This window comes from Proteus sp. G2669 (assembly GCF_009915245.1).
Classification (GTDB): domain Bacteria; phylum Pseudomonadota; class Gammaproteobacteria; order Enterobacterales; family Enterobacteriaceae; genus Proteus.
This window is the reverse complement of record NZ_JAABLX010000055.1, coordinates 259,475-272,625: the sequence shown is the minus strand read 5'-3', so window position 1 is coordinate 272,625 and position 13,151 is coordinate 259,475. Positions and strand designations below refer to the sequence as shown.

Genomic DNA, 13,151 nt, shown 5'->3' with positions numbered 1-13,151 from the left:
GTTATTCCTTCTGATCATTACAATGATGATTATTTTCATGAAGCGGCAAAGTGGTTTTTTGTCGAATACCTGTTTGCCAGTATTTCAAAACATGACGTAGTGACCAGCAGAAAGGATGGCCTTTTGCCGGTGTATTAATTAAATAATGGCATTCGCCTTGTGGCGTTAAAGAGGAAATTAGTTTAAAACCGGGACCAAACGTATATGGCTTGATTTTAATGGTATCGTTATTCCCTATTTGAGATTGCGTTAAGAAATCTGCATTTTGTCGTGTCGCGTGAATAGTTTCACGATTACCACCTTGATAGAAATAACGTCCAGTTAATAGACGATTAAGCCACAATGGCTTTTTGATACTATGTTGGAATTCAACATAAGGGCGTTCCATTTTTTGACTGGCAATTAATGCACTGGCATAGGTTTCACGAATTAATATGGGTATCTCTTTTTCTTCAAACTGCCAACTTTGTAGATGATGTTGCAAAATATTCAAAATACTCCAGCGACAACTTGGCCAAAAATCCGTATACAGTGCGCGTGATCCTCTTTTTAATACCTTGCCTAATACCTTGTCAGTAAGATGTTGGAACCACACATCAAAAAATCGTGAGGCATTTAATTGTTGAGTATTGCCATCCCACTGAGAAAGGATTTTATCTTCAGGCACATAAGGGAGCAAAAAAGCGAGTGCTTGTTGAGCAAAAATATCTTTTTTATCATCTTGAAGTTGGCAAAATGTCTCAACAGTGTGTTTTTTTGTTTGCTGAATAAGCGCTTCAATACGCAACGCTCTTGTTGGTGGATGCCAGCGATTAGATAGCGCAGGTTTCCCATTAAAAAGAGATTCGCTATATTGATTGGCATAAAGAACATATCCCCGTTCAGGGTTATATTCTGTGGGTAAATCATCAAAAGGAACATAACCTTGCCATTGATGCAATGGTTCCGTTAGGCTCAGTATTAAACTGCCAATTTCACGATGACGCTTAGGAATATACCCCATACTCTGTAAGCCAATATCGCCGTGAATATCTGCATATCCCACCATCATGGGGGAATTTTTTACATGCTTTAAAGCTTCTCTAAATGATGCCCAGTTATGACATTTTGCGAGCTGATAAAAAGTAATATCACCACTTGGATCATCTAATGCGGGCCAGCGTAGAAATAAACCATAGCCCTCCTTTTCTGACATCAATCGACCTTGTGAATACTCATAAGTCACAAAGCTCTGTTGGCGTTTTGAAGATAAACCAATGCTATGTGTTCTTTTTACTAAAGGTTCCCATCCCTGTGTGGTTTCAACCTTTTCATTTTCTAAATCAATGCGTCCCCAATATAAATCTTGGTTATCCGCCATAATGCCAACCATTCCCCACGCTGCATGGGCATTGCGTCCCACAATAATGCCCGGTGATCCTGGAAAATGTGAACCCATTACGCTTAATCCTTCATCGCTTTTTAACCGACATAACAGATTAAAACTAGGATTAACATGTCCCATATGCGGATCAGCAGCTAACATCGGTTTACCAGATGCGGTAAACAAGCCATTCACTGCAATCACGTTAGATCCCGTATCAGGTGAAGCCAGTCCTAAGTGCTGTAGGCCTTTTAACCCTTCTTTAAACGCTGCAATCACTTCAGGGTGATATTCCCCCTGCTCGTTTAAAGGTAATGGTGGAATTTGATTGCCTTCTAGGCTAAAGGTAGATAAAAGCTGTTGATGTTGAGATGTTGTTAGTCGATTCGCTAAGCGGGTATTAAATAACTCATATTGCCAAGCTGAGTTAATAAAGTATTTCAATTGCCCTAAGAGATAGCTATCTGTCGTGGTAAATTTTTCAGGTTGATAACGCAATAATAAACATTCAATAGGTCTGATTTTTAAATCATTAATAGCTTGGTTAATACCTGCAATATATGCAGTGATATGTTGAAATTGAGTCGCCTGCCAACTATCCGACGGTGCGTTTTTATCGTTAAGTTCTGCAATTTTGGCTAACTCTACTAATCCTAATCGACGTTGAAAAATGTCTGTTCTAAGGGCGCCATTTCCCATGACTTCACTTAAGCGACCACTGGCAACTCGGCGTGATAAGTCTAATTGCCACAATCGCAAATAAGCTGCACCATAACCTTGACCATAGAAAACCGCATTATCTGTATCACCCTTGATACTTAATAGTTGCTCAGTTTCAAGTGAGAGTGAAACCGCTCCCCATGGGCTGGTTAGTGTCCTTGGCTTCATTTTTGCTCCTTATTTATCAACGTCTGTTGATGAGCAATGCCACAGATATAATCCTTAAATTCAGTTAATGGCTCTCCTGCTGTCCATCCTAATAGTTGTTCTGCCTTATAAGATGAATAGGTATAAGTGCTACCATCCATAATACGTAGTGTTTCACAAGAAAGTGGCATGGTTAGACCTAGCATAGAGAGTCTATCCATCAACCATGCTAATGGCCGCAAACTACGGCGATCTTTTATCGGTAATGAGGGTATTTTTTGTATTTCACTTAATAGTGTGAAAATTTCAGGCATAGAAAAAACATCACCTGTGAAAAGAACAGTTTCTTGTGGTTTATCTAAGGCCAGTAATCGTAATAATCCGTCACAAAGTCGTTCAACATGACAGAGTTGAAATGTGCTGTTTGTACTGATTTGAAAAGGAATTTTTTTATTAAAAAATGCGGATAAGGTTTGGGCTAAAACGCTATTATCACCTTGTCCAAAAACACCGCCACAAATCGCAATTTTTATCGGCATACCTTGTTGCTGGTGGTGTTCAACGAATACGTGAGCAATTTGCTTGGTTTCTTCATAATAACTGCGAAAATAACCATTGTGACGATGAGTTTCATCAAGTAATAACCCCTTTGTTTCTCCTAATGCTGCTGTTGTGCTGGTATATAAAATCTGAGAGATTTGTGCTTTTTTGGCTTCATCTAGCAAATTCAATGTGCCAGTGACATTGGTTTGATACATTTTTTGATGTTCTGAACGTGTCGGCGCAATGCCGACTCGATAATCCGCGGCTAAATGAATAATGATATCTTGCCCAATCAGCGCTTCTCGGTAGGTATTCGGTTGCAATAAATCGCCTTTCACCACCTTAATACCGTTGGGTAATGCTGGACGATAAGGATGATTTTTACGGGGTTCGCGACATAATATCGTTAATTCATCACCGAGTTCTGCAAGTTTAGCTAATAAGTAAGAGCCAATAAATCCACTAGCGCCTGTGATAAATATTTTCCGTTTATTCAATGTTGTTATCCTTCTTTATTCACAAAGAACACCAGTGCAGCCAATATAAAAAAGCCGTCATGCGTTGCTGTCATTGGGCGAGAATGCATCGTGCCAATTGGGCAATAACGAGTGAAACAGTAATTTTGCAGTGAAAGTGAAGAGAGGTCGCCGTGATAAGCCAGCGTTTGTAAGCGTGCAAACCACTCTTTTTGGGCTAATTGCAAATGATGCTCCACAGAGCCAACAATCAATTGAAAGCCAAAATTAAGCCAATATTGAGGCATAAATTGAGTGTGATAAGTGACTGCCCAGCCTGATTTTGCATCATAGTGTGTTGGTTTTTCATTATTGAGTCGCTCACGAGACAGTGAATACTCATGCGCTTGTGCCATTTGTTGAAGTTTTAGATCATCAGGCAATGGCGGTAATGAGGGCAATGCGATAGAAAGTTGCTGATAGAGTTGTTCTGCACAGGTTTTATTTTCTAATAAAATAAAACGAGGTGAACTACAAACCTGCTGTCTAAACAAGCAAACATCATTTAACACCAAAGAAATATCAGGTAATGAATCACCCAAAATAGCCATCCCACTTATTTTGGGACCTAACTCAATTAATTTAATATGTGCTGGTGTGATTTGGCGATAATGCTGAATAAGCGCATCACCACCTGCTAATAAAATGGCCTCGATACCTTCAAGAACAAGCTCATCGTTTTGATTTTCACTCGACCAATTTAGAATTTCACACTGATTTTCATTTAAGCCTAAATATGCCCGTAATGGATAAAGCCATTGTGTTGATAATCGTGCTTTTATTCTGATGGGACTACCAATTAAATAGCCTGCAAGTAAGGCTTCTAATGTACCAAGGGGATCTTTTTCAGAGACTACAATTAATAATTTATTGGGCGCTCGCCAGTTTTTATTTCCTAATTCGTTAGCCACTTTTTGTGCTAATACATCGCTATAAGCCCATTGTTTCAGACGTTCAAGGCAGAATTTTTGCGTCAAAACGTCATCAGAAAATAACCAGTTTTCATTAAGGCAGTGTATTAAACACAGTTTAATGTTTGCTAAACGAACAAGTATCGCTTCTATCATTTTATCTGTGCAGCGCAAGTGCCCTCTGGTGAAGTAGCTCTTCCAATATAATGAATATAGGGTAAAGAATGACCACAAGCGCATTGTGTTCCCCATATTCCTAAATCTTGAGTTAACAGACGTTGAGAAGGCAGAGAATCAAAAAAAGGATTCTCAAGTTGAATAAATCCTGTTTTACCTTCTGGTGCTCGATCACCCGTTTCATCAATAATGGCAAAGCGAGAATAAGCTGGAATGTGGAAATGCCCTTCACTACAACTAATGTAGTGTAGAGGATGTTCTGTCATGCCATAAATATCACGAATATCAACATTAGGAGCATGTAAGGTTTCTTTTAATCCTTGGATAATATCAGGTCGTTCAAGTTGTTTTGTCATCCCTTTCCATCCTCCGCCCGTTAAGCCTTTAATCGGCGATAACAGCGTGAAGGGTTCTGGTCGGCTTAAACATAAGTGCTCAAAGAAAAGTGTTAACCCAAGAATATAAATAGGAGCCGGATCACTCGCCCAACGCTGCAATGTTGACCATGCTAGTTTTGTATCAAATTGGCCTTGTTCTGATACCGTAAAAACAAGCTCTTTAATCGGTGCGCATTGGGTAAATTTTAAGAAAGCAGTGGCAAAACCAGCATGATCGCCAGATTGAGGATCGGGCGATAACATCAGAAAATGGGCTGGGTTTGTGGATATTAAGCTATTGTGATAGAAAATCTGTGTCATTGCCGTTTCAATGCGCTTTAGGCTGACATCATCAAAGAAAACTTGTGTTTTTCCTTGTTGTCCCGTTCCTGAACTATTTAGCCAAATGCCATTGCGATGTGTTGGTGTCGCTAAATCCATGGTTTTAAATAAATTAACGGGGATAACTGGTTGAGGCATTTTTTGCCATAGCGATTGATAATTAGCATTATATTGACGATGCCAGATGTCTGCTTCATCCATAGATGCAGTAAAAAGAGCATCATCAAAACTATCAACAGCATAAGGTTGAGTAAGATTAACTAAGCTATCAATTTTATGACACCGTTTTTCTGACATGATGTATCCTTACATTGATAATGGTTATATCAACATAGTCAGCAATTATTTTTACTTATTGAATGTAATTATTCTTAAAACAGGAAGGATGTGATTAGATTTCACCGTTCTTATGTTTTATATCACATTGTTTTATCTAGATTGAATAATCACAATCTGATAAATAAGTAGTTTTGCTTAAAAGCAAAGAGAACACTTTAAAAATAAAGTGTTCTCTTTGGTGATTATTATGTGTGGATCGCTATTTTTTGTGAACGTAGCAAAGCTTATCCATTAGCTTTTTACGAATATCATCTGAAATAAAACTGGCATTAAGAGCATCGATATTACATTGCTGAAAGTCTTTTTCGCACCAACCAAAAATATCATGTAATAATTGATATTCTTTATTTAATGAAGTATTGGCAAGCGTTCGTGCGTCGGTATTAATATTTAATTTAACGCCCTGCTTTTTTAGCTGATTAACGGGATGTTGGCCTATTTGCTCATAGATATTGCAGATAATATTACAGCTTGGACAAACCTCTAATAATATATTTTGAGATTTAAGCCTATTAATAACTTCGCTATCCTCAATACTTCTTACACCATGACCAATTCGAGTAACATGCAGTTTATCCAATGTTTCTGTGACACTTTCAGCACCTTTTGCTTCTCCTGCATGAGCAATTAAATTACCCCCTGCTTTTTTAACATAATCAAAAGCAGTGATATGATTATCTAAAGGAAAACGGGCCTCATCAGCAGCTAAATCAAGTATTACAAATTGAACGCTATGAAATAAACGGTGAGCATGTGGTCTTTTCTTTTGAACAAGCTTTCTGTGTTATTGGTGATTTAGAACTGTTTTCAGCTAAAGATGAAATGATCTTTAGCACCGTACAAGCCTTAGTTCCTTCCTATTTATTAGCGTTACCTCTTTCCATAATCAGACAAAAAGCATTACAAGATGCTAATTTTCTCACCTTTATTTGTCAGCAATTAAGCCAAAAACTTTATCAATCTTCATTAAGACACTCTCAGTCACCCTATTCTTCAGAATTTAAACTACGCCGATATTTATTTTTTAAAACACAACAAGAAGGAGTCTCTTTTCAATTAGAAAAAAGAGACTCATTAGCGGCAATGCTTGGGATCTCAACCAGACAATTAAACCGCGCTTTAGCTCATTTAGTCAGTATTAAGGCGATTAAATTAAAGAGCAAATCGATAACGGTGTTGGATTGTGAATGGCTAGCAAAAATAGAAATATAAATTACTATTTATGTTTCTATTTTATTCTTAATCTGAAATTAGTTGTTTTTTCCGACTCTGACAAATGGACTACTATAACTACGGTTATAATTGATTATTTTTCCAACATAGCGATCGCGAATATCCTGAGGTGCTTTTCGACCTATAAATTCCCAACGTTCACTAGGTAGCTTTATTGTACGAGTAAAGTATTCTTGTGTTCCAGCTTTTACCCATCCGTGAATTTCGTATACTTCCTTAACAATATTATTATATGTAGCATAAGCATACTTTACAGATTCATCATTTCTTGGTGGATTATGCCACACACCTCTGGTTGCCTCGAATAATTGAAGATCAGTCATACCAAATTTATAAAGTTTATTTAAAATAAAAACTAAACCACTGTGTTCAGGTGAAACATCAACATCTTCACGTGAATAAATGGATTGTATTTCGTCTATTGTTAACCTACCTTGTCTTTTGTTGGTTTCATTATTGCTACTGCTTTTTCCATTAATTTTATTAGTCAAAAGGTCAATACCAATTAAATCTAAGCAAGTTCGTTCGACCATATATGCACTATCTGAGTTACTAATCCCATGACATAAGATATCGATACCAAGCATATTGTTTTTTTGTAATTCAATGATTTTTTGTGTTTTTTCATCTAATTCATCGCCATTTTCCTTCATTTTTTCGGCTTCAGCAATGTGGGTAAGACAGCGAGAATTTTTCCCTTTCCCTATGTAAAATGGTATACGGCGAGTTCCATTTACCTCACAAAGAGCATACACATAGTAGTCAATTTCATTCAATGTTTTTTTATACTTATTAAATTCTTTCATTTTTATTTCCAGCGCTATAAAAATATAATTTATATAATATATTTCTATTTTTAATGGATGGATTATGTAGTAAAAATAACTGCTATTACTTTAATCATTTAATTTAATAAACATGAGGTAATAATAATTATATTTTTGGAATAATTGCTCATTTTCTCGCGTAAGAAGTAATTAATCATTAAAATTTATTAAATTAACTTAATGACTTAGCTTAATAAACGTTTTATTGATAAACAATTTCAAGATCTAATGTAGCATTTGCTGTCCCAGGGAAAACGTCTTTTTCCATTTGTTTGTAATAACCCCTAAAATTTAAAGTTACTTCACCTTCATTTTGGGTGGCGCTAATCACGGTATTACGTTTATTTAATTCTAATGTAGACCAATTACTGCCATTTACACTGTATTGTGTTTCAACACCAACTCCTTTGGCATTATCAGATGAAGGATTTAATGCCAAAACAGTATTGTCGCCAGAAAAAGCAGTTCCTCTAGGATTTAAAATAACGGGTAATCCTTCGGGACACTCTAGGGTAATATTCCAGTCTATTTTTTCGCTCGTTGAATGTATCTGTTCGCCAAATCCGTTGTTACTTAAGGAAATATGCCCAAGGTTAACCTCTTTGATTTTTGATGACTCTAATATGCAGGTACTAGCTTGCACCTTTCCTTTAATATCAAATAAGGTGTCATAACTTATTACTTGTGAAGAAAATAATAAGGAAGAGACAAAAAGGATTATGGATTGGATTGGTTTCATCATTATTCCTTAATTACTTTGCACAACAAAGGTAATTGAAGCATTAGCTTTGCCCGGCGTTGCCGTATTTTCTAACTGTTTATAACGAGCTCTTAATTTCAATTTATTAATACCATTGGCAACTTCTTTCGAGCTTAATAACACACTTAACTCATTGGCATTTTTAGCTTCCCAGTGGTTGCGCTCTGGAGAATAGGCTTCAATTTGAATAGCCATTCCTGAGGCAGCATTGGCGATATCGTCAAGCTTAAATAAGTTTTTATCTGATGCAGGTGCTCCTTGTAATGAACCTACCACTTGACTACTTTGCATTTTACAATTAAAGACTAATTCAAATTCAACCCAATCAGTTGTACTGCCCGCAGAGAAATTATTGCCATTTCCTGTTAATAACCAAGTGCCTAGTTCGACATTTAAATTATTTGTTTCAATGCTACAAGCCGCCGCTTTTATCGAACCCGTATAATTGACTTTAACGCTATCACTAGCAAAGACAGAGAAAGAAAAGAATACTAATGCGAATAAAATGCACTGAATAACACTCTTTTTTAAAATTGATTTATTTTTCACGATAGTTCCTTCTAAATTAGCGATAAACTAACGTTACAGTGACTTTAGCATTGCCATCAGACGCCTTGACATTGTCAGATAATTTTACGTATTTAAAATCAAAATCTTTATTTATCACTTCTTTCTTATTGGTTGTTTTCGCAAAAGAATATTGATAATTACCCGGTGTTTTTCTATCGCCACCGAGTTTTAAAGCTTCAGAGCTTCCTGATTCAAACATCTGCACACCAAAGCCGGGGTTATTGCTCTGATTTTCTAAATAGATAATATCTGAGCCAATATTATTTGGGTTGTTATTATCAGCAATCGTGTAATCAACAATCATATTTTCAGGGCATTCAACCGTCATTGATTGTTGTGCATAACCAAAATTATCACCAATACCCAATTTGCGTATTGCCGCCAGCTCATGAGTCCCTAAATCAACGGTTTCACGTTTGGTTTTTACTTCACAACTGCTCTCTTTCCACGTCACAGCAGGTGAACTTCGTACAATTAAACCCACCCCCATAACCAAAGATGTTGTTCCTCGTGTACATTGAAAGTTTAATGATTCTAAATTTATTCTATTAGATGTACTTTTATTTATTTCGCCAGATACCGTCTTTACAAAGGCAATTTTCATTTCTAAATAAAGCTTTACGGTATTATCTTTCGTCTCACGATAGGTTTCAGCAGAAGTAATGGGATACCACTGTGATGTTCCTTGTTGACGATATCCCATGATATAACCGATGCCATCTATGTTGGTTTTAAAAACAGGATAAGATTGTGAATCTTCGCGTATTGCAGAAATACCTGATAAATTTGTTGTGATCTTCGTTACATAGTTATATTTACCCGGTGTAAACGCCTCGCATAAATTTTCATCAGAGCTTGCGCTGAATGTTTGCCAACCATTACCTAAAAGAGAGCCTGATGGTTTTTTTTGAGCTATATCATCAATAATAAAATTATTAATACCGAGGTAAAAAGTACCATCACTTAATGCCTGAGATGAAAACAAGGTTAAAGAAGTAGCAATAATAAATTGTTTAATATTCATAATGAAGATCCTCTTAATTAACGGCAATTAACAGTTAAGGTTGGCAAATGCTGTTTTAATTGCTCTGCCGTTAAATGATAATCTGCAATACATTGATCTTGCGTGTTTTTGCCCCATGACACGGTAAGTTGTCCTTTTTCTGGCATTCCACTGAGATAGACATCCCCATTCTCATCGGCAATACCTGTACTTACCTCTTGTTCATTGGTTTGTTGTGATAATTGAGCTAAAGCACCAAATGGAACAGGTTTACCGTTGTTAATAACAGTAAATAACACGCGATATCCCACATGAGTTTGATAATCAGCAAGCATAGCGGCTCCCTTCGTTGGGATAAGCGTGACGGTATTATTCTTTAATTCAACGTTGTCAGGTAATGAGCTGATATCTAATGTAATTTCATTCTTAGAATATGCGTTTAAATAAGGTACGATGGCATAGCCTCGCCAATCGGTGGAAACACCTGTGCGATTTTGAATTTGCACATTTTTGGCATCTGGTGCTCTAACAATGGCGAACGAATCATAAATAGGTTGTGACAGCGTCACGCCATAAGGATGAGCAACCACAGCACCTGTTAATCCATAATTAGCTCGTTGTGAATGTTTGTCATAACCATAGCCTACATTAGCGACACCATAACTTGCGCGATAAGAAGCAGATGCATTACCACTAGCATTATTTTCTTTATTGCCATAAGACTGCTGGACTGAATAATTTAGGTTATTGTTCTCAAGTAAACTGCCACTAATACCGGCCATCATGTCAGCATTACCGTTATTATCTGTTGTTACACTGCTGTTTAATGACGTGTAACTTCCCGCCATGCTATCCAAAGGTATAGAAACAGAGAACGCAAATCGATTATCTGACTTACGCTGATTAGGTGTGCTTGAATAGCTATAATTTAAATTATAAGAAATTCCGCCCATATTATTACTATAGCCAGAGCTTATGGAGCGCTCTTTTCCTGAACGATCCCAATAATCTTGCTGATAGGTAGAAAAATAAATACTACCGTAGTCATTTAAAGACTGGCTCAATGTTATCTGAAAGCGATTCTTTTTATTATCATGATGTAACTCATCGCTGTAATGGTTATTGGCTTCAGTAAAGCTGTAATAACCTTCTGTTGAATAGCGATAATTAGCCAATGTGACAGAGGTTCCCGTCGTCATCATATTTTTAGAGTATTGGAAGCGATAAGACTGCCCACTATTATTATTTTTACCTGCTAAGTTTTGAGTATTAGCATGGGTAATATCTGTTGAGAACGCCCCTAAACTACCTAAGTTAACACCAACACCAGCAACATAAGATTGATGATCTTTTGAGAGCAATACGCCTGTATAACCTGTAACACCTTTAGGTAAACCATAAATGGCCGTACCTTGCACAAATTCTGGCTCTTTGGCGTTGTCAGCATTAGATTTAAATTTTCCCCCTGTGAGTGAATATTTAAATTGCCCCTCACGTTGCATAATGGCAATTGATGAAAATGGCACAACAAAAGAGCGCTCTGTACCATCCGCTTCTTTAATTAGCACCGTTAAGTCACCGCTAGTTCCTGTTGAATAGAGATCATCAATTTCAAAAGCACCTGGCGCGACATAAGCTTGGTAAATTACATAATTATTTTGTTTGATGGTAATTTCTGCATTACTTTGTGCAATACCACGGATCACCGGAGCAAAACCACGCATTGAGCTTGGTAACATTGCCTCATCACTTTGTAATTGAATGCCTCGAAATTGAAAGCTGTCAAATACGTCACTTGGTGTTGAGGTATCACCCATAATTAATTGTGATTTTAGGTTATTAATCCCTCTCTCTAAGCTCGTTTCGATGCTTTTCCACTCTCTACCTGCTGAACTTTCGCTAAAAGTTGAATAGTTTTTTAAGCGCCAAGGGCCTAAATTTGCACTACTGCGAAAGTTTACATAGTGATTATTAGTGTCTTGACCTCCTGTACGGCTCCAGTTATTTGAACCGCTATAGTAGTAATTTAAAACGAATGCTGGTAACCCATTTTCCCATTTACTACTTGGAATTGTTCCCGGTACTATTTTTTCCATCGCAATTTGGGGGATAGAAAACATTAATTTTTGCTGATTTAATGCTAATTCTGTTTTTGCATCAGCAATATAATCGCTGATATCAGTAATTTCGTGTGTTGGTGCTAATGAAGCCAAATCAGAAATAGAATCAACTTTGATACCCCAATCATTTAAATCTTCTTTTTTTAATACAGGCATTAATTGACCTGTTTTTTCATTACTAATAAATGTAATGTTTTTTGCATCAACAACAATATTATTAATAATAATATCGACGTGATAATTTCCAGCTAATTGCCCTCCAGGTTTGGAGAATTGGTCAAGGCTTTCTATATCTGCAATGTTCTGTCCATCAATAATACTTAATGAATTTGGACTAAAATAGTCATTTGCAATTGAATAATTCGCTGTTGCTCCAACAATAATAATAGTAGCAATAGCTTGAGATATTCTTTTTAATTGAAATGTAAATAATCCATTATGCGAAGAGATAATGTATTTATTACAATTTTTTTCTGTTTTTTTGTGATTTGTAATAAGGCGCATAATGAATAATCATCCAATTATTATTTCAATGTTTGTGTTTTATTATCCGTGATTGAACCGTGATCGTTAACTGCATTCCATGTCACTTGGTTGGCTTGAATACCAGAGATATTCCACGAGGCTTCAGCCATTGGAGGTACCATGCCTGGGTTATCTAATTCTTTATTACCTACGACTAATTGACCAAATGAAACATAATAAGGTGTTGGATTTTTAGCTTTTAATTGGTCGCCTTGTTTTTCAAACGTCAAGGTTTCATAAGCTGTCGCCGCCGCTGATTTCGATAAGTTTGCAGGTCTATAAATAAGCTTAATTTTATTATTAACAGAAATAGTCAAATTATTGACAGCATTAGGATCTGTTGGTGGAATAGATTTTATATTTAACCAATAAACAGATTCTTTATTTGTTGGTAAACGAGGATCTGTTAATACAATACGCACTGCATTTGCTGATTCTGCTTCAATTCTAAATAAAGGTGGTGTTACTGAAAATGGCGGTTTAGTTGAGTCATTATTATCAAAATTTTCAATCCATGATTGAACTAGATAAGGTATTTTTTCATTATTTCTAACGGAGATTGATGCCTCTTTTTTGTCACCTTCATAAATAACACGAGTACCACCTAATACTACACTCGCATTAGCATTAATAGTAACTATGCTTAAAAGTGATAAGGCAATAATTGATTTTTTCATTT

Annotated in this window: 12 protein-coding genes; 1 reads left to right on the top strand and 11 read right to left on the bottom strand. The window is 36.4% G+C overall.

Translation table 11 applies throughout. The annotated features are described in order from the left end of the window. Position 1: 1 nt before the first annotated feature. The 5 genes from GWI68_RS18695 to GWI68_RS18675 form a co-directional block, all read right to left on the bottom strand. A complete protein-coding gene (locus tag GWI68_RS18695) occupies positions 2–2,251 on the bottom strand; it encodes a penicillin acylase family protein (RefSeq protein WP_166541261.1) in 2,250 nt (749 codons plus the stop codon). Further along, a complete protein-coding gene (locus GWI68_RS18690; protein WP_166541260.1) occupies positions 2,248–3,270 on the bottom strand; it encodes an NAD-dependent epimerase/dehydratase family protein in 1,023 nt (340 codons plus the stop codon). The genes GWI68_RS18695 and GWI68_RS18690 overlap by 4 nt, the downstream gene beginning before the upstream one ends. Before the next feature lie 5 nt (positions 3,271–3,275). Next, positions 3,276–4,355, bottom strand: coding sequence for an acyl-CoA reductase (locus GWI68_RS18685; RefSeq protein WP_166541259.1), 1,080 nt, complete (start codon positions 4,353–4,355; stop codon positions 3,276–3,278). Then, the gene (locus GWI68_RS18680; RefSeq protein WP_166541258.1) at positions 4,352–5,392 is read right to left on the bottom strand and encodes a hypothetical protein; all 1,041 of its coding nucleotides are present in this window, start codon (positions 5,390–5,392) and stop codon (positions 4,352–4,354) included. Before GWI68_RS18680 ends, GWI68_RS18685 begins: the two co-directional genes overlap by 4 nt. Positions 5,393–5,633: 241 nt before the next feature. Further along, the gene (locus GWI68_RS18675) at positions 5,634–6,152 is read right to left on the bottom strand and encodes a hypothetical protein (protein ID WP_166541437.1); all 519 of its coding nucleotides are present in this window, start codon (positions 6,150–6,152) and stop codon (positions 5,634–5,636) included. Positions 6,153–6,187: 35 nt separating this feature from the next. Between GWI68_RS18675 and GWI68_RS20605 the strand changes: the two genes are divergently transcribed. Next, the gene (locus GWI68_RS20605; RefSeq protein WP_109408268.1) at positions 6,188–6,646 is read left to right on the top strand and encodes a helix-turn-helix domain-containing protein; all 459 of its coding nucleotides are present in this window, start codon (positions 6,188–6,190) and stop codon (positions 6,644–6,646) included. Between the two features lie 38 nt (positions 6,647–6,684). On the opposite strand, the gene GWI68_RS18665 is transcribed toward GWI68_RS20605, so the two are convergent. From GWI68_RS18665 to GWI68_RS18640, 6 genes are all read right to left on the bottom strand, one after another. After that, positions 6,685–7,473 (bottom strand): hypothetical protein, encoded by a 789-nt coding sequence (locus GWI68_RS18665; RefSeq protein WP_166541257.1) that lies wholly within the window; start codon positions 7,471–7,473, stop codon positions 6,685–6,687. A gap of 223 nt (positions 7,474–7,696) precedes the next feature. Further along, on the bottom strand, positions 7,697–8,233 hold the full coding sequence (locus GWI68_RS18660; protein WP_166541256.1) for a fimbrial protein: 537 nt from the start codon (positions 8,231–8,233) through the stop codon (positions 7,697–7,699). A gap of 9 nt (positions 8,234–8,242) precedes the next feature. Continuing rightward, a complete protein-coding gene (locus GWI68_RS18655; protein ID WP_166541255.1) occupies positions 8,243–8,803 on the bottom strand; it encodes a fimbrial protein in 561 nt (186 codons plus the stop codon). 16 nt (positions 8,804–8,819) lie between these two features. Next, positions 8,820–9,848, bottom strand: coding sequence for a fimbrial protein (locus GWI68_RS18650; protein ID WP_166541254.1), 1,029 nt, complete (start codon positions 9,846–9,848; stop codon positions 8,820–8,822). A gap of 17 nt (positions 9,849–9,865) precedes the next feature. Then, complete coding sequence (locus tag GWI68_RS18645; RefSeq protein WP_166541253.1) at positions 9,866–12,451, bottom strand: fimbria/pilus outer membrane usher protein; 2,586 nt, start codon at positions 12,449–12,451, stop codon at positions 9,866–9,868. Positions 12,452–12,471: 20 nt separating this feature from the next. Then, positions 12,472–13,149, bottom strand: a complete 678-nt coding sequence (locus tag GWI68_RS18640) for a molecular chaperone (protein WP_166541252.1) — start codon at positions 13,147–13,149, stop codon at positions 12,472–12,474. Between the last annotated feature and the right edge of the window lie 2 nt (positions 13,150–13,151).